Raw genomic sequence first — 24,716 nt, 5'->3', positions numbered from 1 at the left:
GTTAAAACGAATTTAATTATAAAGGGAGCGAAATTTCATGGCACGCGTAGAAAGTTTTGAATTAGATCACAACACAGTAAAAGCACCATATGTTCGCCTTGCTGGCACAGAACAAAATGGTGATGCGTTAGTCGAAAAATATGACTTACGTTTCTTACAACCAAACAAAGATGCCCTACCAACAGGCGCATTACACACGTTGGAACATTTATTAGCAGTTAACATGCGTGATGAATTAAAAGGAATCATTGACATTTCGCCAATGGGTTGCCGCACTGGTTTTTATATGATTATGTGGGATCAACATTCACCACAAGAAATCCGTGATGCATTAGTCAACGTTTTAAACAAAGTAATCAATACAGAAGTTGTTCCAGCAGTCTCTGCAAAAGAGTGTGGAAACTACAAAGATCATTCTTTATTTGCAGCGAAAGAATACGCAAAAATCGTCTTAGACCAAGGAATTAGTTTAGATCCATTTGAACGTATTCTGTAATCTTTAGCAATTAACGACAGAGAAACCCACTATTAAGCTGTGGGTTTTTCTGTTCTCTTTCTTAATTTAAACGGAGGTTTTTTATGAATCAAACAATCGAACAATTACTAAGTCACCGTTCCGTTCGTCATTTTAAAAAGCAAACGTTAACGGACAAGCAGAAACAACAGTTAATTACTGCAGCTCAAGCAGGGTCAAGCTCCAATTTTTTACAAGCTTATACAATTATAGAAATCAAAGATCCTGAGCTACGCAGAGAATTGGGACGTTTAGCGAATTGTGAAGACTATGTCGTTAACACTGGTGTGTTCTATGTTTTTGTTGCTGATTTGTATCGTCATGCAACGATTTTGTCAAAAGAGGGGCAATCATTGGAACCCTTAAAGACACCAGAATCATTATTAGTAGCTGCCGTTGATACAACGATTGCTGCGCAAAACATGGCCATTGCGGCTGAATCTATGGATTTAGGGATTTGTTATATTGGCGGTATTCGAAATGACTTAGACACAGTAGCCAAACGTTTATCTTTGCCTGAATTAACTGTACCACTTTTCGGATTAACAATCGGTGTACCAGAAACGTTAAATGGTGTAAAACCACGGATGCCTTTTGAAAATATTTTAAGCGAAAATCACTACCAATCAGACAAATTGACAGATATGCACACATATGATGAATTATTAAAAGATTATTATGCCAGCCGCTCAAGTAACGCCCAAACAGCGGATTGGTCACAGAAGTCTTTGTCCTATTTTTCTTATAATCGTCGCCCAGAAGTAAAAATTTTCTTGCAAAAACAAGGATTTGATGTCTAAACAAAAGAGGGTGGGCTTACGTTGAAATAACGTAAGCCCACCCTCTTTTGTTAATTTTTATTTATCTTTACTAAATTTGTCTTTTAAGTCTTCAAAGCCTTCTTTAACTTTATCAGTTAATTTTTCAGCGCCTTCTTTAAGGTCGTCGCCGGCATCACGTGCTTTGTCTTTTACGTCAGCAAAGGTTGATTGAGCTTTTCCTTCAAGTTCTTTGCCTTTATCATCCGTAACTTTGCCTTGCGCTTCTTTTGCAGTACCTTCTACTTTATCTTTTGCATCGTCAAAACGTCCTTTTAAATCTGCCATGCTAATCCCTCCTAAATAATTAATTACATAATAAGAGTATCATTCTTAGCCATTTCCTTCAAATATAATGCATGAACTGCGAATAAATGGTTAATTTTGAGCCATTAAAGCTTTTTTTGCCAAGGCAAAGCAACCAATTGTTCCTGGATTATCTTCTAAAAGAGGCGTCACCAAGTATTTTTCTAAAGGTGGTGTTTCCACGTATCCATTGACTAATTCAGCAAATTTTTCACGAACTTTCGGCATCAAATGACGTTGTTTCATGACGCCGCCGCCTAAAATGATCACTTCTGGCGCTAATAATAAAGTCGTATTGTACGCTGCTTGCGCTAAATAATAAGCTTCTAGTTCCCAAGTTTTATGATCCTCTTCCAATAAATGTCCTTTTTTACCAGAACGACCTTCAACTGCTGGTCCTGCTGCAATCCCTTCTAAACAATCTCCATGATAAGGACAATTTCCTGCATAAGTATCTTCAGGATGACGACGGACTAACGCATGCCCCATTTCTGGGTGGCTAAAGCCTTCAATAAACTCACCGTTTTGAATCGCTCCAGCGCCAACACCAGTTCCAATTGTATAATATACACAACTAGATGTATGTTGCCCATTTCCAGCAACATACTCACCATATGCCGCAGCATTCACATCCGTTGTCCAAGCCATTGGCACATCAAAATGTTGTTTCATAGTTCCTAACAAGTCAAAGTTACGCCAAGCTAATTTTGGTGTAGAAGTGATATAACCATACGTAGGAGAATCAACGTGAATATCAATCGGACCAAACGAGCCAATCCCAATCGCTTTTAAAGGATATTGTTGGAAAAATTCTATTACCTTTTTCATTGTTTCTTCTGGGGTTGTTGTGGGAAAACTGACACGTTCCACAATGGTCAAATCATCTGTCCCAACGCCACATACAAATTTTGTGCCACCGGCTTCGATACTTCCTAAAAGTTTTTCTGTCATTGCAATATGCTCCTTCGTTTCCATTTTATAAGTAAGCGGATACATTACTTTTGATTAAATAACTAACATACACGTTTAGTTTACCACTTTTTTGTCGTTTCGACAGAACAATTTAACAATTTCAGTCAGGTTGCCCAATGAAATCTGGCAAGTTGCTAAAGAGCATTTTTCTAAAACAAAAAAACGAGCATTCACGGTTATCTAACAATGAATGCTCGTTTTTTGTTTATTGATTCTTTAGCGAAAAATATAACAATAGTCCGATTGTAATCCACCCACCACTAAGTAAAAGCATTAACCAACTTAAAAGCGTTTCTTTTAGAATACTTCTGGGTTCTTTTGCATGCTGAATAAAACTCATACTAGTCAGCAAAGAAAAGAGGAAAAACATAAAACAAATGACCGCTAAACCGCCAGACAACCAAAACCAACTAGCCATTATTCTCACTCTCCTTTTCGCTTGTTTTTTGATAATTATTGAGCCAAATGACACTACAAATTGCCCCGATTGTGATTACTAACAATGTGTAGAAAGTCGGTAACCACCATGTGGGTAGGACCCATTTGACCGTAGCTTCTTGATTCAATTTTTTTGCTTCACGAGTGTTAATCGTAAATTCTTGTTGAAAAGGCCAAGACTGTTGTTCATCTTGTTGTAAAATAGCACGTCCTGTAAATATATAAGTCCCAGCATCTAGCGGTTGTTTACCCAAATCAAGATGAAAATTCATGGAACTATTTGGGGCAAAACGAACATTTTTTAGTGTCCGTTGTGCAATTTTTTTAGAGGATCCTTTTTTTATCACTTGACCTTCTAAACGAACTTCTGGAAAAATAGCAGCATACGGATTTTGAATGACCGCCTTTAGTGATTTGGCCCCTAAAGCAATTGTAGGTGTTACTTTCGTTAATTTCAGCTGGTTCACTTCTGTTAAAGGAGCATTCTCAGCACTCCTCATGGCAATCGCAACATTAAACCCGTAGCGACTAGTTAAGCCCGTTGTTTGGGTCTCTTCCTCTTTTTCATCTTTGAGATGCGCGTAAACCCCGCCTAAAACAACTCCTTTGATAGGCTGATCAAGTCCCTTCACCTTCATCTTTGCTGATACTGTTTGATGAGGCGGCACACTCACTTCCTCATTTTCTAAAGTAACTAAGTCTGTCAGCGGAACCTTTAACGATGAATCAAGTGGTTTATCAAAATCATTGTACACAATCAACCCATTATCATTTGTTGATGCATTTGCTAGAGTCAATACGATGGACAATTTTTCGTCTGTCTTATTTTTTATGTCTAAGACAATAGTGGAAGATTGCTTTGGTGCCAGAATTAAATCATAATAACTAGATGTTCCTGACACTTGATTTTCTGGTAAAACAGGCGTTACTGTAAATTTAGTCTTCATTTCTTCTGTAGCTTCTACTTTTGGAACAATAATAAAAAATGTAAAAAACAGAAATAGACAGAAAACACCGACTTTTTTTCTACTCATTTCTTCAAGATCTCCTTTATAAAGCTGAATGTACTTACTAGTCTAACAAATCAGCGAAACAATGATGATCAATCTTTGACTTTTGGGAAGGATAATCTTGAAAAGAAAGAGGAAAAGATTGGTAAGTTGCTTTATTTCTTTTCTCTGAATTTAAAACTGCCTATCCAACAAAAATAGAGGTTTCCCACCACAGTGGAAAACCTCTATAAACCTTGTCATAACAATGTTTTGAAAGACTATGCGTCTGGATTTGCGTTTTCGTCTTTGAGACCGTATTTTTTGTTGAAACGGTCCACACGTCCGTCGGCTTGTGTGAATTTTTGACGACCAGTGTAGAATGGGTGTGAGTCTGAAGTAACCTCAACACGTAATAATGGATAAGTGTTGCCATCTTCCCATTCAACAGTTTCTGAAGATCCTTTAGTTGAACCTGAAAGGAATTTGAAACCTGTTGTTGAATCCATGAATACTACTGGTTGGTAATTTGGATGGATATCTTGTTTCATATGTTTTTTCGCTCCTTTGCCCTGATCCATTTGCTGTATCAGAGTTATTTTGTCGGTATACAACAATGCTATCTTACCATGTTTTCAGTTGGTATGCAATTATCTTTTTGGATTTCTTTTAATTTGTTTGCCAAACGAAACATCATGGAAAACTTCAAATAATTGTTGATTATTTTGGGTCCGTTTCAACATTTTTATGAATTGATCCGTATATTCCAGCGAGTCTCCTGACATATTATTTCTCAATTTCCACGTTTCTTCTAGTTGTTCTGGTGTCATTAGCAACTCTTCTTTTCGCGTACTTGATTTTTTAATATCAATTGCTGGGAAAATACGGCGTTCTGCTAATTCACGAGATAAATGGAGCTCCATATTGCCTGTGCCTTTGAATTCTTCATAGATGACATCATCCATTCGGCTGCCTGTATCCACCAATGCTGTTGCTAAAATAGTTAGACTGCCCCCTTCTTCGATATTTCTGGCAGCACCAAAAAATCGTTTAGGTTTGAAAAACGCAGCTGGATCTATTCCGCCACTTAAGGTTCGACCACTAGGCGGGACCACTAAATTATAGGCCCTTGCTAAACGAGTGATGCTGTCCATTAAAATAACTACGTCCCGTTTGTCTTCAACTAAGCGCATTGCTCGATCCAGAACCAATTCAGCAACTCGCGTATGATTTTGTGGTTGTTGATCAAAAGTTGAAGAAACCACATCGCCTTTAACACTTCGCTCTAAATCAGTCACTTCTTCAGGACGCTCGTCAATTAACAACAGAATCAATTCCACATCAGGATGATTTTCTGTAATCCCATTAGCAATTTCCTTTAAAACACTTGTTTTTCCCGCTTTTGGCGGCGCTACAATTAAACCACGTTGCCCAAAACCAATTGGGGCAAATACATCAATCATTCGTGTTGATAATCTGCCAGCCGTTGTTTCTAACGTTAATTGTTTTTCAGGATACAACGGTGTTAGCGCTGGAAAATGTGGCCGCTCTTTCGCTTCTTCAGGATCTTTCCCATTGACACTTTCAACATGCATGAGTCCATAGTAACGTTCTGATTCCTTTGGCGGACGCGCCTTGCCAGCTACTTTGTCCCCATTTCTCAATCCGAAACGACGAATTTGAGAAGAAGAAATATAAATGTCTTCTGCACTTGGTCCATAATTAATTGGCCGCAAAAAGCCATAACCATCCTGAGAAACAATATCTAAAATTCCTTCCATGAAGAAAAACCCTTGCTTCTCAGCTTGTGCACGAATCACAGCTAAAGACAATTCTTTTTTGTTCATTTGGCTATAATAAGGAATTTTAAACTCTTTCGCGTACGCATAAATATCTTTTAACGTACTATTTTCCAATTCAGCCATTGTTAAATAGTCGCTCATTGATCCACCTCAAACGGACCTTCTTGTTCTTCGGTTTCTAGCATTTGAATATCAGCACCCAAAGCAGTTAACTTTTCGATAATGTGGTCGTACCCACGTAAAATATATTCTACATTATAAATCGTGGTCGTACCTTCAGCCATCAAGCCGGCAGTGACTAGGCAAGCGCCTGCCCGTAAATCAGAGGCGACTACTTCTGCACCGTGCAATTGATTTGGGCCATTTAAGATAATCATATTGCCTTCAACCGAAGCATCAGCCCCCATCCGCACTAACTCAGGGATATGCTTATTTCGTTGAGCATATATCGTATCAATAATTTCACCAGTTCCTTGCGCTTTTAAAAGTAATGGCGTTAACGGTTGTTGCAAGTCTGTGGCAAAACCAGGATACGGATAGGTTTTCACCGTCGTCATTTTCAGATCATGTGACGGATGAACTTCAATCATGTCTTCTTCAATTGTCATCTTAACGCCCATTTCTTGCAATTTCGCAATGAAGCTTTCTAAATGCTCATAAATAACATTTCGAACCTTGATTCCTTCACCCATAGCTGCTGCCATAGCTAAATAAGTCCCAGCTTCAATTCGATCTGGAATAATCGAGTGACGACAGCCATGTAATTCTTCGACTCCTTCAATCCGAATAACATCCGTTCCAGCTCCTCGAACTTTTGCACCCATGTTATTTAATAATGTAGCAATATCAATAATTTCTGGCTCACGCGCAGCATTTTCAATAATCGTTTTGCCTTTGGCTTTAACTGCGGCTAACATGACATTGATTGTAGCGCCAATAGATACCATATCCATAAAAATTCGGGTTCCTTGTAAGCCAGCTTCGTCTGTTCTCAAGTACATCGCCCCATGTTCGTTGGTTACATGAGCGCCTAATGCTTCAAATCCTTTGATATGTAAATCAATTGGACGAGGTCCTAAGTAACAACCGCCAGGTAAGCCGACAACGCCTTCCCCAAATCGACCAAGAAGTGAGCCCATAAAATAATAGGACGCACGTAAGCTATTGATTTTTCCTTTTGGCATAGGCACAGAAACAACTTCTGTTGGGTCAATAATTAATGTATTATTTTCAAAAGTAATTTTAGCACCCATAATTTCTAAAATTTCAATTAATGAGTGAACATCCTGAATGTCAGGAACGCCATCTAAAGTCACGGGCGAATCTGCTAAAATAGCAGCTGGAATTAAAGCGACCACACTATTTTTGGCGCCGCTAATGGTTACTTCGCCCTTTAATGGACGATTCCCATTGATTACGATTTTTTTCATTTATATTCTCACCTATCTGTAATATACGTTTTCTAAATAAACTACCCAATCATTCTATCATAATCAAGCTTAAGAAAAAAGAAAACTTCTCAGGTATTTTAATAGAATGAAAAAATAACAAAAAATAAAAAAGACAGCCACGTGCTGTGGCTGTCTTTAACGTAACTAGTTGATTAAGCTTTGTTAGCTGAACCGAACCAATCAATGTGTTCTTCTGCATCTTTGATGATTGCAGCTTTACCTGGTGCTAATAATTTACGAGGGTCAAATCCTTTACCTTCTAAATCTTTACCAGCTTCAATATATTCGCGCGTTGCTTTAGCGAATGATAATTGGAATTCTGTATTTACGTTAACTTTTGAGATACCCATTGAAATTGCTTTTTCAATTTGTTCTTGAGGAATACCAGAACCTCCGTGTAATACTAGAGGTACATCAGAACCGACAGCTTCAGCAATCGCTTGTAAGTGATCAAATGCTAAACCTTTCCAGTTTTCTGGATATTGACCATGGATGTTACCGATACCACATGCTAAGTAGTCAATACCTGTAGCAACCATTTGTTTACATTCTTCGATATCAGCTAATTCGCCAGTACCGATGATTCCGTCTTCTTCACCACCGATTGAACCAACTTCACATTCGACAGAAATACCTTTAGCGTGAGCTTTTTCAACTACATCTTTCGCTAATTTTAAGTTTTCTTCGAATGGTAAGTGAGAACCATCAAACATGATTGAAGTATAGCCAACTTCGATACATTCTAAAGCAGCTTCGTAGTCACCGTGGTCTAAGTGAATTGCTACTGGAACTGTGATATTCATTGAGTCTACTAAATTAGTAATCATGTCTTTAGCTACTTTGTAGCCACCCATGTATTTAGCAGCGCCCATTGATGTTTGGATTAGAACTGGTGCTTTTTTAGCTTCTGCTGCTTCTAAAATCGCTTGTGTCCATTCTAAGTTATTTGTGTTATAGCCACCTACTGCATAGCCGCCTTTACGTGCTGCTTTTAAGAATTCTGCTCCTGATACTACTGGCATAAAAAATTCCTCCTAAGTTTTTAAAAACTTTATTTGTTAGGTGTTCCCTAACCAACGGTTCTATTTTAGCAGAATTCCTGACACTTTTCTAGTAAAATTCCCTTTTTCAGAAAATTTTTGTCTATTCTTTCACATAACCTTCATTTTTATAAAAAAACCTCCAGTTTTCCCGTTATCACTTTGGGATCTGAAGGCCGACTTGCTATTTTAATTTTTTCTTTGGTGGATAACGTTTCACCTTGTAAGATTGAAGCTCAGGAAATGTTCCTGTACTATGAAAAATCCGTTGTTCATCTTCATTGGCAAAACGCCCTAAAACCGATTGTGTTGGTAAAATATTTACAAAGGCATTCTCATCGATACTGTAAACTGCTTGTTCTAAATCATAGAGTTCGTAGCGAGTAATGACCATCATAATCATCCGACCTTCTGCACCTGAATAGCCGCCGATTGAAGGCAACAAGGTCATGCCACGAGCGATTTGTTGAGAAACTTCTAAGGCAACGGCTTCTGGTCTCGTGGTGACAATCATTGCTGTGACTTTTTGGTGACTGGTATGAATCATGTCGACCACCTGACTCAAACAGTAAATAGAAATAATAGTATACAACGCACTTTCCCAGTTAAATACAAAACCAGCCAACAGCACAATAATACCATTTAATAAGAACATAAAATTACCAACGGTTTTCCCTGTTGTTTTTGAAAGAATCAGTGAAATAATATCCATGCCGCCAGTGTTAAAGCCCATTTTCAATGAAAGCCCTGCGCCAACGCCGACTAAGACACCACCCATAATTGCGTTCATCAAAGGATTCGTTGTGACTGTTACGATTGGCACAAACATAGTGACAACGGAAATACCAATAACATTGATGAAACTAAGAATCGTTGATTGTTTCCCTAATTTTACAAACCCTAGAATGAAGACGGGAATGTTTAAAAATAAAATGAAGATCCCTGTATTAATATGGATTCCTAAATTTGTATATAATAATGTAGCAATGATTTGCGCAATTCCGTTCATCCCTGCCGAAAAAACTTTTGCCGGAATCAAAAAGAAATTCAAACCGACCGCAGAAGTCAAAGCGGTTATCGCCATCACTGCTATTTTTTTTATCGATTCATTTCTTTGGTAAGTACTAACCAATCGACTCATTTTTCTTCGCTCCTTCGCTATTCTTCTGACTTAGAATAACAGGTTCTATCCTAAAAGAAAAGGGGCTAAAAGCGAACATTGAAAAAAATTTTTTTGCAACGTTTCCATGAAAGAATGCGAGAAGATATCCCTAAAAATTGATCTTCTTATTTCTCTATTCAAAATGATTCTAGCCTAACCTTTTTTACTATTTCATGATATGATGAAGCAAAGAATATTTTAGGAGGTTTTTACATGGCTGCAAAAGAAGCAAGTTTTGATGTAGTTTCAGAGGTCAATATGGAGGAAGTCAAAAACGCAATTCAAATTGCCTTGAAAGAATTGAAAAATCGTTTTGACTTTAAAGGGTCAATTGCTGATATTAAATTGGAAAACGATAAACTAGTAGTCGTAGCTGAAGATGATTATAAAGTCGAGCAAGTGAAGGATATTTTATTTGGAAAATTAGTCAAACGCAATGTTCCGATTAAAAATATTCATTTCTCAGAAAGTGAAAAAGCCTTAGGCGGTACTGCTCGCCAATATGGTGATTTAATCAGTGGTATTGATAAAGAAAATGCAAAAAAAATCAACACAGCTATCAAAAACTCTGGGATTAAAGTTAAGTCACAAATCCAAGAAGACAAAATTCGGGTAACTGGAAAAAGTCGGGATGATTTACAAAAAGTCATGGCTCTTTTACGAGAATTAGATTTACCAATGGCTCTTGAGTTTAATAATTATCGCTAAAAAAATCCTTCAACTGTTAATGAACAGTTGAAGGATTTTTTGGTTTTGGTACCGGCCATTCTTGATTATTCAATAAAACGATTGGTCGGCGTTGAATTTTTTCTGAAAAAGCGGCAATTGCTTTGAAGACCTTTGGCATAAAATAAAACGCATTTAATTCTTCTAAATCCAGTTCTTCTTCTGCCGTAAACGAGACACAAACCTCTTGTTCTGAAAGCATAATTTCAATTTTCTTTAAAAATTGAAGTTGCCGCATTCCCGGCACGAAATAACCAGCCTTTGCAACACGAGAGGTTGTAATATCTAATTTATCACTAATGATTAGCGCTAGCGTCATTAGCTCTTCCGAATCAAAGCCGTTACTATGATTTTCTATAGAAGATAAAATTTCTTCTTGATAAGGCAAACAAATCTTTTGCTTACGAAAATATGCTTCTGCAAATTGTTTCCCCCGAAGTGCATGTCCTGCTTTTCCTTGTAGCGCACCCACATCATGGAGCAGTGCCGCAATTTTTGCCGCTTCTAAATACTCCTCTGAAACAGCAAGTTGTTTCAAAATCATTTCCGTCATGGCTACGACATTGGTTACATGAAGCCAATTATGGTATGCCCACCCAGCTTCTTCATCTTCCATTTGACCAATTGCATCATAAATTTGTCGAATTTCAGTATCTTGATGAATGCGTTCAAACAGCTTCATTTATTTTCTCCTTAAAATTAGTTACTGTTCCAAAAATTCTTTTAACTCTGTAGGATTTTTTTCGCTGTTTAAACCAACAATTAAACGAATCCGCGCTTTCGGTCCGTTTAAACCACGGGCAAAAACGACCCCCATTTTTTTCAAGCCAACGCCACCACCAGCATAATCATAGATATCTTCAGCAATGCCATTGGAACAACGAGAAACTAAAACGACTGGAATCCCGTTGTCTAGCATCTTTTGTAATGCTGGGAGCGTTTCTGGCGGTAAATTACCCGCGCCTAGCGCTTCAATTACTAACCCATCCGTTTCTGGGGTGTTTAATAATTCAAACATCCGTTCACCCATCCCCGCATAGGCCTTCACTACGTGGACATTTCCTTTCACAGAAGAAACATCGCAGACTTCTTGCGGTAAGACCTCTTTCGCAAAAAAAGCACGTTCTTTCGCAATGGTTCCAATTGGTCCAAAAGTTGGCGTCCGAAATGTTGCTACGTTCGTTGTATGTGTTTTTGTCACATAACGCGCCGTATGAATTTCATCATTCATCACGACTAAAACACCTTTATCGTACGATTCGTCTGAACAAGCAGTCCAAATAGCACTGATGAAATTATACAAGCCATCACTACCGATTTCATTACTTGACCGCATTGCTCCTGTTAAAACAATGGGGATTTTTTTCTCTAAGGTTATATCTAAAAAATAAGCTGTTTCTTCTAATGTATCTGTTCCATGCGTAATAACCACGCCATCAATTGGTTCAGAATAAGCTTTTTGAATCCGTTCTTTTAATTGAAACATCCGTTCTAAGGTCATGTGTGGTGAGGGAATATTAAAAATATCTTCGACAACTAAATGAACCTTGCCAGAAAATAATGCTTCTTGTTCCATCAACGGATTTTTTTCATTCGGGGCAACACTTCCTCCTGCTACTTTCGACATGGAAATGGTTCCACCTGTATGAAGGACTAAAATGGTCTTCATTTGTTTCCTCCTTTGTTTTCTTTATTTTTTAACCAAAATTGTTTCACTTGTTGGATAAGTTGTTCATTGGTGTTTGCCTTTCGATGCGCCAACCAATGCGGCGGAAAGAAACGCTGGACACTTGGTAATTCAAATCGTTCGTCTAATAACAACACAAATCCTTTATCTCGCGCATCTCGAATGACACGTCCAGCCGCTTGCAAGACTTTATTCATACCAGGAATTTGATACGCAAATTGAAACCCTTGCCCTCGCTCTTCTTGATAAAACGTGCGAATCAGTTCTTGCTCCGGATTCATTTGTGGTAGCCCGACACTAACAATTATCGTACCAATCAATCGGGTACCTTTCAAGTCAATTCCTTCTGAAAATATACCACCTAAAACACAAAAACCGATGAAAGTTTCTTGAGGATTCTCTTTAAATTCAGCTAAAAATGCTTCTCGCTCTTTTTCGTTTAAGTCCGTTCCCTGAATTTGAGTTTTTACTTGCGGGTAGCGTTGGCTAAATACTTGATAGACATCATCCATATAGGCATAAGAAGGGAAGAAAATTAAATAATTACCTGTTTTTGTTTCACTTAACTTCCCTAAAAGTTCACTAATCTGTGGATAACTTTTTTCACGGTTTTTATAGGTTGTTTGAAGATGACTACCAATCATCAACAATTGATTTTCTTCTGGAAAAGGATACGGAATCCGATAACGTAGGCTTTCTTCACCTCCACCAAGCACTTCTTGATAATAATTCAGAGGTGTTAAACTTGCTGAAAATAAGATACTCGCTTTCCCTTTATCTAATCGTTGTGACAATAAATAAGCCGGATCGACACAAAATTGTTTCACAACGCAGTCATAGTTTCGCAAAGAAATAGACGTATAAAAGCCGTTGTCGTAATACTCGCTGATTCGAAGATAACTTAAACAATCAAAATAAAAACTGAGAATCGACGCCAATTCCTCAATGTGTTGATTTTCTGGCAACCATTCTGCAATTACTTCTGTTAATCGATGTATCTGTTTAACTAATGAATCAATTGGCGCGCGTTGGGCAAAAAAATCCGTGTCTTTTTCTTCGCAGATTGCTTCAATATCATCAAACGTAGTTAAGACTTTTTGACAAGCTCTTTTTAATTGAACAGATTCTTTTTGCAATCTTTTTTGAATTTGCAAAACCGCATTCCTAGAAATAGCGGCCGAATACATCTCCCGTGAACGATTAACCAAATTATGGGTTTCATCCACTAAAAAAATATTCTCTTCTGCACTTTGGGGTTCTTCAAAGAAGCGCCGCAAATAAACCGTTGGGTCAAATAGATAATTGTAATCGCCAATAATTAAATCACACCAAAGACTTGCATCTAACGACAACTCGAATGGACACAATTGGTGCTTTTGTGCATACCGTTCAATAACCTCTCTCGTTAAATGATTTTCATGTTGCAATAAATCCCACAGTCCCTCATTTAAACGATCATAATAGCCGTCAGCAAACGGGCAATGTTCTGGTGTACAATTTCGTTCAGTTAAAAAACAAATTTTATCTTTTGCTGTTAACGTAATACTCTTAGTTTGCGCTTGTTTTTCGGACAGCGCTTTGACGGCATCTTCAGCCACTTGCCGCGTAATGGTCTTAGCTGTTAAATAAAAAATCCGTTCACCTTCTTCTTCACCAATTGCTTTCATCGCTGGAAAAAGAGTGGACATTGTCTTGCCTGTTCCAGTTGGTGCTTCCACGAAGAGCCGCTGTTTACTAAGAATTGTTTTATAGACGGCTACCGCCAATTCTCGTTGCCCTTTGCGATACTCCCCGTAAGGAAAACTAAGATTTTTTAATGATTTATTTCTCAAAATACGCCACTCTTCTTTAAAAATTACCCACTGTTCATAGCGCTTCATCAAATCAGTAAAAAACTCCGCTAATGCAGCTTCTGTAAAATGGCGTTCTTGTCGTGTGATTTGTTTTGTGGTGGTCTGATAATAAGTGAGTTGCAGCGTTATTTCAGAAAGTTGTTCTTGTTGGCAATACATGTGACCATAACACATCGCTTGATACCAAAACAATTCGACCTTTTCTGGCGGCAATTCTTCAAACGCTGGCTCGGATGTTTTAATTTCATCAATGACCACTTGCCCAGTTTCTTTCACAAAAATGCCGTCTGCACGACCTTCTACACAATAATTATGGCCATTTAAAGGTATCTCAATTTTTAAAGATACTTCCTTTTGATAAAGGCTCCCCGCTTCCTTTTGCAACATTCGATGAAGGCGACTACCTTCTTGTGGTGTATGTTCACTCACATGGCGAGAATCGATACTTCCCCGCCTTAAAATAAATTCGACCACTTGACGAACCGCAATTTTTCTCGTTGATTTCACGTAATCCCACCTATCTGCCTCCCTATTATAGAACATACATTCGCTAAACAAAAGCAAAAAATCCAAAACGAACACAATCATGCATTCATTCTGGATTTCTCTTTAGATTATCAACAATTAAAAACAACTCGTTTCTTCTAACTGTTTGGTTTCTTTTCCATTTGCTTTTGCCACGACCAATTGCGCCATTTGTTTAAACGAATTATTTAAACCAATGCCACCCTTTTTGGGCATCTTCACAATTGGCACTTGCTGATAATAGTGACTGACTGCTGGATTTTCTTCTGCCATCGCTGCAATTGCAGGAATGCCCGCAGCATTAAACTTACAAGCTAGACGAGCAGCCATTTCTCCAAAATTAGGATAATGCATGGCTGGTCCGCAAAGAACCGCATCGGCATGAAACTTTTTTGCAAAGCCAATAAATTTCTTTGCTACCTCTTCCTCGTTTTCCAAATAATATTGGTCACCACAATAAAGTGTCGCAACAATTTCCGCTCCTTGCTTCTGTAAAAATGGTAGCAATGTTACCCCTGGACCTAAGGGAGCTTTTTTACCACTTGGTTTCAGCTGAGCTTGTTCATCACTGCCAAATCCTGCTAAACTGTGGTTTAAGACTAAAAGGATTTTTTTCACGCCTATTTCCTCCTTATTTATAAATCATCAAAGTCAAAGGAATCAAAATCAATTTCTTCACTCTCTTCTTCTTGTGCTTTCCATTCTTCACGTAAATATTGGTCATCCATAACTCGAATAAAAGGATAGTAAATGAACATTCCTAGTACCAATAAGAGAGCTTGCAGAATTGATCCTTGCCAACCGCTGACTAAAAATCCTGAGATAATTGGCGGGGTCGTCCACGGCAATTGAATACCGTTCGTCAATGGAACTAAGCCCCAATCCATAGCAAAATAGGCAATAATAATATTAATTGCGGGTACTAAGACAAATGGAATCAAAAGAATTGGATTTAAAACAATTGGCAACCCAAAAATGATTGGTTCGTTAATCCCAAAAACACCAGGAATTAGTGAAAGTTGCGAAAGCTTTTTAATTCGTTGACTTTTACAGAATAAGACCATCACAATGATTAATGAGAGTGTGGAACCGGCGCCACCAAATGTTGCAAACATATCTTGAAATTGTCCAGTGATGATGTTGGGAATTTCATGACCGTCTTTAAATGCTTGTAAATTTTCAACAGACAATGCCCGCAAAACAGGATTAAAGACTGCGCCAACCACGCTACCTCCGTTAATGCCAAAGAACCAAAAGAAGTGTAAAAATAAATAAGCAATGCTCATTGCACCTAAGGTATTACCAAGACTCAATAAGGGCGTTTGTAGAAATTCAAAAATAACATCTTGTAAATTACCATAAGGAGTTAAAGCAGCCAGCCAATTGACTAAAAACATGAGAGTAACAACTAAAAAACTCGGAATCAGGGCCTCAAAAGACTTAACCACTGTTGGTGGCACTCCTTCTGGCATTTTTATTGTCCACCCTTTACGAACAATGGCCACAAATAAACGAGTCGCAATTAATGCGACAATCATTCCTAAAAACAAGCCACTGGAACCCATCCATTTTAAAGGTAAACTAGTAACTTCATAAACCTTTGAACTATTTTCCGGTGTAAATAATGTTTGATAAGGCGTTACAATAAAAAATGAAACCAATGCGATAATTCCTGCTTGCATTGCATCCACATTGAATTGTTTCCCTAAACTATAGGCAATACCGACAACGGCCAGAATGGTCATTACATCAAAACTAGCACTAGCTGGAACAGACATCATTGTCGCCCAGTCTTTACCAAGCAAATGAGACATCCAAGTATCCCATTGTGGCAAAGGAAAATTAGCAATTAATAAGAAGACCGAACCAACAATCAACAAGGGCGTTGATAAAAGGAAGCCATCACGAATCGCTACTAAATACTTATTTTCTCCTATCACTTTTGCCAAAGGGGTCAATACGCGCTCTAACCAATCCAAAAATTTTTGCACGGTCGTCACTCCTATCTATTATTTTTTATTTTGCTTAATTAACCGCAGCGCTTCTTTCAATGCTTTTTCGCCATCCATCATGCCATAAATTTCTGGCGCAATTGCAGCGACAGGAATCCCTTGAGGAGCAAATTGTTCTTTTGTTTTTTCTAATAAAAAACGGACTTGTGGTCCTAATAAAATAGCAACAGGCTTCTCTGCTTCAACCACTTCTTGTGCTCTTGCAATAGGAAAAGCAGTAATCATTAAAGGCATTTGATGTTTTTCAACCACTTCCATCATTTTATTCACCATAATACTTGTAGACATCCCTGCATCACAAAAAAGATAAATTTGTTTTTTACTCATGTTCCTTCACTCTCCTCATTTATTCAATTGGTGCTTTGATTCTTTTTTCATAGGCCGCTAACCATTCTTGTGAAATCGGCTGAATCTCTGTGGTATGATTCTTGCCTGGATTTGCAATATAGATTTCTGGTTGCTGCATATCAGTACCAACCGTAAAAGTAAATTCCACATTCGTAGCTACGCCCCAGTCTCCCTGTTTGTTCATGGCCACCAGTGAAAAAGCTCCTGCTTTCCCATAACGTTGGGTCAATTTTTCGTGAAAAGCATAGACCGCTTGATCACATGCTTGTTGTGGCGAGCGCCCTTCCCCCATTAAACGAACGATTTCATAAGAAAGACAGCCTTTCATTAAATCTTCACCTAAGCCTGTAGCCGCAGCACCACCAATTTCGCTATCAACATAAAAACCAGAACCTGACAGTGGTGAATCACCAACACGTCCTGCTTTTTTCATGAAGAGTCCCGAACTGGAAGTGCCAGCTGCCATTGATCCTGTTTGGTCTAACGTAATAGCGCCGACAGTATCATGCCCATCATAGGGGTTCAACTGATTTTCCTGAATTTCTTTTAAACGCTTTTGCCACCATTGATTAGCGCGTTCTGTCAACATATTCTTTCTTTCAAAACCGTGCAACATTGAATATTTCGTTGCACCTGTGCCAACACGAAAACTATTAAACTTCTCTTTACTTAATGCTTTAGCCACTGAAATCGGATTTTTAACATCTGTAATTCCTGCCACAGCACCAATTGCAAATGTGTCTCCATCCATATAGGCAGCATCCATTTCTAAAATCCCTTCCTCATTAGGTAAACCGCCGTAGCCCACTGACTTATAAAAAGGATAGTCTTCTACTTCTTTAATTAATTGTTCCACGGCCGTGCCTGCAGCACCTCCTTGTTGTAATTCTTCTGTAGCTTTTAGTAACCCATCATGTGCCATCCGCCATGTCGCAATTGCACCCCAAGTCATTTTCCATCCGCCCTTTCGTTAACGCTTACATTTCTCCACCATTATAAACTAGTATATACTATTTTGTATATACTGAAAATGAAATTTTATACAGAAAAATAGAAGATACACGTATGCGACCTCTACGAAACACATTGGCTTCTTCTCATACGTGTATCTTCTATTGGTTTTATGCTTCTGTTAATGCAATCATCGCTTGCATATAGATTTCCAGATTAAGCAGTAAATCTTTTTCATCCATATATTCATCTTGGTTATGCGCAATGCCTTTTTGACCAGGAAATGATGGACCAAAAGCAACGATATTCGGCATAAAACGAGCATACGTAGCACCTGTAGTTGTGACTGGCGTCCCATCTAAGCCAGTAATTTGTTCATAAACCTTGGTTAATTTTTGAACATTGCGCTCATCTTTTGGAAACAGCGTACTAGGGAGGCGGCGGATGACGGTCACTTCACTTTCTGGAAATAGTGCCTTCGTTAGCTGCGTGGTTACTTCGTTTTCTGTAATAGAAACAGGATAACGCACGGCCAATGATAACACCAATTGCTGTCCTCGTTTTTCCAACGCATAGGGCGTTAAAATCAATTGCCCGCTATCCTGATCCTTAAAGTCCAGAGCTACTCCTTCGCCATAGTGCTTTTCGTGAAAACTAGCGGTTAACCAGTCGAAATACTGTAATAAATTTCCTTTGACTAACTGTTCCTCGCTAATTTTCTGTGCCAATAAAGTAATCGCGTTCTTGCCTAGTTCTGGCGCATTGGAAGGAGCACGTTTTCCCGTGATTGCCGTTGTTTTTCCCGCAATCACCACACTTAATTGATCAGGCACATGGTCTTTTGCTTGATCACCCATAATCTGACCAATTTGTTCACTTGAATCATCTGGGATGGTCGTTGTGATTTCATAATTAACAATCCCTCGCTCCCCATAAACTACTGGATATTTACAATCTGGAGTAAATCCAAAAACGGGTGCGTTTTCCTTCTCTAAATATAAGGGGATATCTCCACTCCCACTTTCTTCATCCGTGCCAAACATTAAGCGAATGGTTTTCTTTGGTTGGTAACCAAGTTCTTTCAGTAATTTCATTCCATACAGGCAAGCCAAGATAGGACCTTTATTATCTAGAATTCCTCTACCATACAAACGTTGATTTTTTTTCGTTAATTGAAAGGGTGGCACTGACCAGCCAGAACCTTCTGGTACTACGTCTAAATGACCAATAATCCCCAGATATTCTTCCGCTGTTCCCCATTGCGCATAGCCAACTGCGTCATTGACAATCTCAGTTTGAAAGCCATAACGCTCTGCAAGTTTCAGCGTTTCTTCCAAGGCTCTTTTCGGTCCTTCGCCAAAAGGTGCCTCTTTTTTAGGCGACCCTTTCACACTTCGAATCGCGATAATTTTGTTTAAGTCTTCATAAAATAAATCTTTTTGAGCGGCTATTTCTTCTTTTATCTTCATTCGTTCCAAGAACCTCCTAGCTCCACTTGGTTGTTTTCAGACGGGCTATAGCGGGTCAGTGTGTTTTTAAACGTGTACCGATCTGCTCGATATAAAGAGACATCATATAAAATAGGAGTTGCATCAAGCGCATAGGTGATAGAGTGGACTTGTAAAAGTGGTTGGCCCACAGGAACATTCAATAATTCTGAAATTTCCGCTTCAACTAAAATTGCTTCAATTTCTTGATGCGAATAAGCAATCTCGACGTTTTTCTCGATTAAGCAGAAAAGAGAGCCCTCGAAGTCTTGCTTCGTATGGCCTTGTACGTATGCCTGTGGCAAATAAATTTTTTCAACTGTCATTGGCTCGCCATCTAACATTCGGCGGCGAATCAGTTCATAAATCGCCTCATTTTTGCCCACTTGGAGTGCCTCCCGAATTTTCTCAGCGGGATGTACTACTTCTTCAAAGGAAATGACTTCTGTCTGGCTTTTTTTCCCGTAAGCTTTGGCTGCCTCAGTAAAACCTTGTAAGCCAGCGCGGCCACTTTGAATTTTCGCTTGCGACATCACATAACTACCTTTACCATGTCGTTTTACCAAAATATTTTTGCGAATCAAATCATCAATCGCTTTACGGATGGTCAAGCGACTGCAGTTATATTCTTTAGCTAAATCATATTCTGAAGGTAATTTTTGTGCACTTACATACAGACCGTCTCGAATCTTCTTTTCAATTTCTGCAGAAATTTGCTTAAATTTGGGTGCATTTTCTGTCATTTCATCGCCTATCTTTCTTCAAAAAAATAAATTTCCTAGTATATACCACACTGTCTATACTAAATCAATTTTTAAGAAACCGCAATCATTTGTTGCGTTTCTTAAAAATCAAAAAAAAATATGTTATTTCCCTTTCATCCGTTCTTTGCCTTCTTGACACATATAGAGTAGCGGACAGGCTTCACATTTAGGCGCTCTTGCTAGGCAGTGATAACGCCCAAAGAAAATCATGGTATGGTGCGTTTTCACCCAGAGTTCTTTCGGAACTTTACGCATTAAGGTTTGCTCAACTTCAGTAACATTCGCATTTAGCTTACAAATTCTAAGGCGCTTGGACACTCGTTCCACGTGTGTATCTACTGCAAAAGCCGGTTCACCAAAAGCATCTCCCATTACTACATTGGCTGTTTTTCTCCCCACGCCAGGTAAACTGACCAGTTCATCTCTGGTTTGCGGAACTTCTCCATTGAAACGTTCTAAAAGTTGTTGTGCGCACGCTTTAATATTTTTTGCTTTATTGCGATATAAGCCAATGGTTTTTATTTTAGCAATAATCTCCTCCACCGGTGCAGCTGCTAAAGCTTCTGGTGTTGGAAAAGCTGCGAATAAACCAGGAGTCGCTTTATTTACCGATACATCGGTTGCTTGCGCACTTAAAATCACAGCAATTAATAATTCAAAAGGATTCTTATGTTTTAATTCACATTCTGCATTTGGAAACATCTCATACATAATTTCAATAGCTTCCATTGTTTTCTCTTGTGATAGCATGGCCCACCTCCTTTTTATTCACTGTCTTCTGGATTTAACCAATTGTGTAATGTAACCTTTGGTAACGCTTCTTGTGTCTGACCTTGTTGTTCAATCTCATTTTGAATCATAGAATCTTTTCGTTTTTTCTGATCAGCAGCCACTTGTTCTTTGGTGGTAATATTTTTACGCTCCCACGCAAGTAAAATACGATCAATATATTTCAAACTATACGCCTGATTTAAAACGGCTTCTCGCAACGCTAACCGGATTAATTCAGGGGAATAATGGTCTGTGTTCAACCACTGACCAATCATTTCTAATTCAATTGGTGAAAGTGGACGTCCGAATTCTTTTTCAAAGCCTTGGTAAAGCTGTTTAATTTCATCTTCGTGGTTTGCGACAACTTGTTTTTCTTTGCTCGTTTGTAAAAATAATTGAATCTTTTGAAAAACAGGCAGTAAATCATACGTATCCATCATTTGACCTTTTTGGTTTTGTTGTGTTTCAATTCGAATAAATCCGCGAGAAACCAATTGATTTAATAACTTATAAATCGTATCTGGCGTTTTACCCATCGTCTCTGCAATCGCCATTAAGTCTGGAAATAAATCGCCTGCATTTTGCGAACGAAAAAGTTGCAGTAAAAAGAGAAATTCATCATCTTTCAAACCAATTTTTTGGTAATGATCAAATAGTAAGTTTGAGATCGTTGTTTCACCAGCTTCTAAATATTCACGAATTGATAACATTGTTGTTGTCCACTTCCCCTTGCTTGTTTCACTTATTGCACATGATAAACATCAAAATAAATAGCTTTCATATAATCAATTAAATAACTAGGATTCAATTCTTCCCCCGTTGCATCATAAATTAATTGATTTGGTTTACGTGAAGCGCCGTACTGATGAATATGTTGTGTTAACCATTTACGGATATCAGAATAATCCTCCGAAGCTAAAATTTCATCAACAGATAATTCTTGTTTCATTGCGTGAAATAGTTGCGCGGCGTACATATAACCCAAGGCATAAGATGGGAAATAACCAAAGCTACCTCCAGACCAATGAACATCTTGAAGGACACCTTCTAAATCATTTCCAGGTGAGACGCCTAAGTACTCTTGGTATTTTTCGTTCCACACTTTTGGCAAATCAGCGACTTCCAAAGAACCATTAAATAACATTTTTTCAATTTCATAACGAATAATGATATGCAAAGGATAGGTGAGACTATCGGAATCAATCCGAATCAAACTTGCTTTCGTTTCTTTTAAAGAAGCATAAAAATCTTCAAAAGTAATATCATCAAAAGTGCCTTCTGCGCATTCTTGGAAAAACGGGTATTGTTTTTGCCAAAAAGCCCGGTTGCTACCAATGATAATTTCATTAAAGAGCGATTGTGATTCGTGAATCCCCATAGAGGCACCTTCGCCTAGTGGCGTAAAGTCAAATTTAGGATCAAAATTTTGTTCGTACATCCCATGACCCGCTTCATGAATCACACCAAATGTTGCCATTGAGAAATTATTTTCTTCCCAGCGCGTAGTAATCCGCGCATCATTTCGATTTAGAGCTGTCATAAATGGATGAACTGTATCATCTAATCGGCCTTTTGAAAAATCATAGCCTAATTGTTCAACCACACCAATCACAAAACGGCGTTGTTGTTCTTTGGTCATTTTTCTAGATAAAAAGTCAGTTCTAGGCGGCGTACCTTTTTCCGCTAAAACGGTCCGAATTTCTTGAATCCCTTGTTTTACTTGGTCGAATACTTGGTCTAGCTTCTCAACCGTCATCCCCGGTTCAAATTGATTTAATAACACATCGTACGGTGTTTTTTCTTCTTTTTGCCAATAAGGAATGAACTCCTTTTGAAACGCAACGACCTTCGTTAAGGTTTCTTCTAACAAGCCGAAATCTTGTGCAGCGCGTGCTTTTAGCCAATCTGTATGTGCTTGGTTTAATACTTTAACATATTCTTGCATACGTTCAGCTGGAACATTTTTATTCAAAGCATATTCTTCTTTTACTTTTTCAAAAACCAGTTTCCCTAATTCAGATAATTCTTCAGGGCGTGTCTCAAAATAGGCCAATGCTTCTTGAATAACTGGGCCAATACTTCGTTCAAAATATAATCCGGTTAAATACCCTTCTACTTCTCCTCGAAAAGGACTACTTTTTTCTGGCATCCCAGTTGATGAATCCCAGTCTAATAATGTCAAGGCATTTTTTAGTAATTGAATTTCTTTCACTTCTTGTAAAAATACAGCTTCCTTCATTTTTTACACCAGCTTTCTTAGTCTTCCCGTGGTTTTCTTGGTGGACGTGTTCCCCAGTATTGGAATAAATCTGTTCGTAAGGCTCCGTTGTAAAGCTTCCGTTTTTTAGTAGCTTTGGCACCATAATATTCTTCAAAAGCAAGATCACTCGTCAGTATATACTTGCTCCAAGTAGTTAACGGACGGAAAACATGGCCCATTTCTTTATACAAACGGCGAACACTTTCCTCTTCTCCTAAACGCTCACCATAAGGCGGGTTAGCTACCATTACACCATATTCCTTCTCGGTTGTAAAATCTTTTAAGGCCAATTGTTTAAAGGTAATTGAATCACCTAAACCAACTTCCTCAGCATTCGCTCGTGCGACTTCAATCATTCGCCCATCAACATCTGAACCACAGATATCTAATTCAACATCGTAGTCTGCCTTTGCCTCGGCTTCGTTACGTACTTTTTCAAAAATTGCTGGATCAACCCAATCCCATGTTTCACAAGTAAAACTACGATTAAAGCCAGGGGCAATGTTATGGCCAATTAATGCTGCTTCAATACAAATCGTTCCAGAACCACAAACTGGATCATAAAAAGGACGATCTTTGCGCCAATTGGTCAACATCACTAAAGCAGCTGCCATGTTTTCCTTAAGAGGTGCGCCCCCCTTTTCAATGCGATAGCCTCGTTTAAATAAACTTGGTCCAGTCGTGTCCAACGTCAACGTCACTTTATCTTTTAGAAGAGCCACTTCTAATTTAAACAAAGCTCCTGTTTCGGTTAAAGGCACCGTCGCTGGACGATGGTAAACTTCTCTTAAACGGTTAACAATGGCTTTTTTGGTGATGGCTTGGCAATCAGGAACACTATACAATTTTGACTTAATTGATTTACCTGCAACTGGAAATTCTGCATCTAAAGGCAAATAATCTTCCCAAGGAAGTGCTTTAACTTTTTCAAATAATTCATCAAAACTATAGGCGTTAAATTCGCCAACGACGATTTTAATCCGATCTGCTGTCCGTAGCCATAAATTGGCAGTAGCAATTGTTTCAACAGTGCCTTCAAAGACGGCCCGGCCATTTTCTACTTCACAGGGAATCCCTAAATCACGCAATTCTTTTCCAACTAATGCTTCTAAGCCACTAGCAGCTGTTGCAACAAGTTTGAATGTTTTTTCTTTCGTCATAAAAACTCCTTCTTGACTCTTTTTTATTGTCTGAAGCTAACAGTCCTGCCGACTACTGCTCCGCTTGTTTTTTGTAATTGTCCGCTTTCTCTGAACTAAACGGTCCTATCCCGGCCTCTTTAGAACAGACAGCTTACTACTTTTATCTCAGTTTCTTTATTTTAACATTTTTTTATTCTTTTCGTAAAAAAAGCCTTCACAACTACGTTGGAAGGTCTTCCTGAATTACTTGTAATTTTCTATAAGCCATGTTCTGTATCACCAATTCTTCAGGAAAAATTGGTGACGGTCATCATCTATCTGCAGAGTAAACTCTGCCTCTTCTACTCGTTCATTTCCTTTAGAAGAGCGCCCCTACCATTGTTTGGGTTGCTCGCTCGAGGGGTTTACCGCGTTCCACCGATGGAGTTTCCCACATCGCTTCGTCACTGTGGCACTTTCAAGGATACTTTGACATAGTCGAAACCTTAGTCATTTTTCCTGCCGTTACTCTAAAAGAGTACCTTAGCTTATGATTTCGCTAAGCACGAACACTACAAGCATCTCAGCTTGTGCGAGCATGGACTTTCCTCAGCTTGCAAAAGCAAACCGCGATCACCCGAAAATTACAAATCTGTTTAGACGAACAGCAAAAATTTACACACTACAACAAGTGTCCGCTATTCTAACAAATGCTTTCT

25 protein-coding genes and 1 other RNA gene are annotated in these 24,716 nt (G+C 38.5%); 3 read left to right on the top strand and 23 right to left on the bottom strand.

Annotation, left to right across the window (positions count from 1 at the left end):
• The first annotated feature begins 37 nt into the window (after positions 1–37).
• Positions 38–496: an S-ribosylhomocysteine lyase gene (locus tag IGK70_RS05335; protein WP_002357960.1), complete on the top strand. Its 459-nt coding sequence runs from the start codon at positions 38–40 to the stop codon at positions 494–496.
• An 83-nt stretch (positions 497–579) separates the two neighbouring features.
• Positions 580–1,314 carry an oxygen-insensitive NADPH nitroreductase gene (gene nfsA / locus IGK70_RS05330; RefSeq protein WP_104855679.1) on the top strand — a complete coding sequence of 245 codons (735 nt, stop codon included), beginning with the start codon at positions 580–582 and terminating at the stop codon, positions 1,312–1,314.
• 57 nt (positions 1,315–1,371) lie between these two features.
• Here the strand turns inward: nfsA and IGK70_RS05325 are convergent, their stop codons facing one another.
• The 9 genes from IGK70_RS05325 to IGK70_RS05285 form a co-directional block, all read right to left on the bottom strand.
• Positions 1,372–1,620 carry a YtxH domain-containing protein gene (locus IGK70_RS05325; protein ID WP_002357962.1) on the bottom strand — a complete coding sequence of 83 codons (249 nt, stop codon included), beginning with the start codon at positions 1,618–1,620 and terminating at the stop codon, positions 1,372–1,374.
• Between the two features lie 90 nt (positions 1,621–1,710).
• Positions 1,711–2,589 carry a fructokinase ScrK gene (gene scrK, locus IGK70_RS05320; RefSeq protein ID WP_002377804.1) on the bottom strand — a complete coding sequence of 293 codons (879 nt, stop codon included), beginning with the start codon at positions 2,587–2,589 and terminating at the stop codon, positions 1,711–1,713.
• A 226-nt stretch (positions 2,590–2,815) separates the two neighbouring features.
• On the bottom strand, positions 2,816–3,028 hold the full coding sequence (locus IGK70_RS05315; protein WP_002357965.1) for a hypothetical protein: 213 nt from the start codon (positions 3,026–3,028) through the stop codon (positions 2,816–2,818).
• A complete protein-coding gene (locus IGK70_RS05310; protein WP_010816429.1) occupies positions 3,021–4,082 on the bottom strand; it encodes a DUF916 and DUF3324 domain-containing protein in 1,062 nt (353 codons plus the stop codon). Before IGK70_RS05310 ends, IGK70_RS05315 begins: the two co-directional genes overlap by 8 nt.
• Before the next feature lie 236 nt (positions 4,083–4,318).
• The gene (locus tag IGK70_RS05305; protein ID WP_002357967.1) at positions 4,319–4,588 is read right to left on the bottom strand and encodes a type B 50S ribosomal protein L31; all 270 of its coding nucleotides are present in this window, start codon (positions 4,586–4,588) and stop codon (positions 4,319–4,321) included.
• A 99-nt stretch (positions 4,589–4,687) separates the two neighbouring features.
• Positions 4,688–5,980 carry a transcription termination factor Rho gene (gene rho / locus IGK70_RS05300; protein ID WP_002357968.1) on the bottom strand — a complete coding sequence of 431 codons (1,293 nt, stop codon included), beginning with the start codon at positions 5,978–5,980 and terminating at the stop codon, positions 4,688–4,690.
• On the bottom strand, positions 5,977–7,269 hold the full coding sequence (locus IGK70_RS05295) for a UDP-N-acetylglucosamine 1-carboxyvinyltransferase (RefSeq protein WP_002357969.1): 1,293 nt from the start codon (positions 7,267–7,269) through the stop codon (positions 5,977–5,979). Before IGK70_RS05295 ends, rho begins: the two co-directional genes overlap by 4 nt.
• A gap of 173 nt (positions 7,270–7,442) precedes the next feature.
• Positions 7,443–8,312, bottom strand: coding sequence for a class II fructose-bisphosphate aldolase (locus tag IGK70_RS05290; RefSeq protein ID WP_002357972.1), 870 nt, complete (start codon positions 8,310–8,312; stop codon positions 7,443–7,445).
• 202 nt (positions 8,313–8,514) lie between these two features.
• A complete protein-coding gene (locus IGK70_RS05285) occupies positions 8,515–9,471 on the bottom strand; it encodes a YitT family protein (RefSeq protein ID WP_002381974.1) in 957 nt (318 codons plus the stop codon).
• Positions 9,472–9,705: 234 nt separating this feature from the next.
• Here IGK70_RS05285 and IGK70_RS05280 point away from each other — a divergent pair, with 234 nt between their 5' ends.
• Positions 9,706–10,200, top strand: a complete 495-nt coding sequence (locus tag IGK70_RS05280) for a YajQ family cyclic di-GMP-binding protein (RefSeq protein WP_002357974.1) — start codon at positions 9,706–9,708, stop codon at positions 10,198–10,200.
• A gap of 16 nt (positions 10,201–10,216) precedes the next feature.
• Here IGK70_RS05280 and IGK70_RS05275 read toward each other — a convergent pair whose 3' ends face one another.
• The 14 genes from IGK70_RS05275 to rnpB all read right to left on the bottom strand — a co-directional run bounded on the left by IGK70_RS05275 (position 10,217) and on the right by rnpB (position 24,642).
• Positions 10,217–10,900 (bottom strand): HD domain-containing protein, encoded by a 684-nt coding sequence (locus tag IGK70_RS05275; protein WP_002384700.1) that lies wholly within the window; start codon positions 10,898–10,900, stop codon positions 10,217–10,219.
• Positions 10,901–10,921: 21 nt separating this feature from the next.
• Positions 10,922–11,887 (bottom strand): asparaginase, encoded by a 966-nt coding sequence (locus IGK70_RS05270; RefSeq protein ID WP_002382144.1) that lies wholly within the window; start codon positions 11,885–11,887, stop codon positions 10,922–10,924.
• Positions 11,884–14,346, bottom strand: a complete 2,463-nt coding sequence (locus tag IGK70_RS05265; RefSeq protein ID WP_162783000.1) for an ATP-dependent DNA helicase — start codon at positions 14,344–14,346, stop codon at positions 11,884–11,886. The genes IGK70_RS05270 and IGK70_RS05265 overlap by 4 nt, the downstream gene beginning before the upstream one ends.
• 36 nt (positions 14,347–14,382) lie before the next feature.
• Positions 14,383–14,901, bottom strand: a complete 519-nt coding sequence (locus IGK70_RS05260; protein ID WP_002361637.1) for a GrdB-related putative oxidoreductase — start codon at positions 14,899–14,901, stop codon at positions 14,383–14,385.
• A 17-nt stretch (positions 14,902–14,918) separates the two neighbouring features.
• Positions 14,919–16,274 (bottom strand): PTS cellobiose transporter subunit IIC, encoded by a 1,356-nt coding sequence (gene celB / locus IGK70_RS05255; RefSeq protein WP_002384702.1) that lies wholly within the window; start codon positions 16,272–16,274, stop codon positions 14,919–14,921.
• 18 nt (positions 16,275–16,292) lie between these two features.
• Positions 16,293–16,622, bottom strand: a complete 330-nt coding sequence (locus tag IGK70_RS05250) for a PTS sugar transporter subunit IIB (RefSeq protein WP_002357981.1) — start codon at positions 16,620–16,622, stop codon at positions 16,293–16,295.
• Between the two features lie 19 nt (positions 16,623–16,641).
• Positions 16,642–17,595: a N(4)-(beta-N-acetylglucosaminyl)-L-asparaginase gene (locus IGK70_RS05245; RefSeq protein WP_016630233.1), complete on the bottom strand. Its 954-nt coding sequence runs from the start codon at positions 17,593–17,595 to the stop codon at positions 16,642–16,644.
• Positions 17,596–17,764: 169 nt separating this feature from the next.
• The gene (locus tag IGK70_RS05240) at positions 17,765–19,063 is read right to left on the bottom strand and encodes a Sapep family Mn(2+)-dependent dipeptidase (protein ID WP_002419191.1); all 1,299 of its coding nucleotides are present in this window, start codon (positions 19,061–19,063) and stop codon (positions 17,765–17,767) included.
• Positions 19,060–19,824 carry a GntR family transcriptional regulator, LSA1692 subfamily gene (locus IGK70_RS05235; RefSeq protein ID WP_002357984.1) on the bottom strand — a complete coding sequence of 255 codons (765 nt, stop codon included), beginning with the start codon at positions 19,822–19,824 and terminating at the stop codon, positions 19,060–19,062. The genes IGK70_RS05240 and IGK70_RS05235 overlap by 4 nt, the downstream gene beginning before the upstream one ends.
• 123 nt (positions 19,825–19,947) lie before the next feature.
• Positions 19,948–20,595: an endonuclease III gene (gene nth / locus IGK70_RS05230; protein WP_002384704.1), complete on the bottom strand. Its 648-nt coding sequence runs from the start codon at positions 20,593–20,595 to the stop codon at positions 19,948–19,950.
• A gap of 14 nt (positions 20,596–20,609) precedes the next feature.
• A complete protein-coding gene (locus tag IGK70_RS05225) occupies positions 20,610–21,326 on the bottom strand; it encodes a DnaD domain protein (RefSeq protein ID WP_002361632.1) in 717 nt (238 codons plus the stop codon).
• Positions 21,327–21,358: 32 nt separating this feature from the next.
• Positions 21,359–22,855, bottom strand: a complete 1,497-nt coding sequence (locus tag IGK70_RS05220) for a carboxypeptidase M32 (RefSeq protein WP_438775188.1) — start codon at positions 22,853–22,855, stop codon at positions 21,359–21,361.
• A gap of 17 nt (positions 22,856–22,872) precedes the next feature.
• Positions 22,873–24,036, bottom strand: coding sequence for a THUMP domain-containing class I SAM-dependent RNA methyltransferase (locus IGK70_RS05215; protein ID WP_002357989.1), 1,164 nt, complete (start codon positions 24,034–24,036; stop codon positions 22,873–22,875).
• A 237-nt stretch (positions 24,037–24,273) separates the two neighbouring features.
• Positions 24,274–24,642: RNase P RNA component class B (gene rnpB / locus IGK70_RS05210), an RNA gene on the bottom strand.
• Between the last annotated feature and the right edge of the window lie 74 nt (positions 24,643–24,716).

This window comes from Enterococcus sp. DIV0358, assembly GCF_051713465.1.
Taxonomy (GTDB): Bacteria; Bacillota; Bacilli; order Lactobacillales; family Enterococcaceae; genus Enterococcus; species Enterococcus faecalis.
The sequence above is the reverse complement of the archived record's forward strand: the minus strand, read 5'-3'. Positions and strand labels throughout refer to the sequence as shown.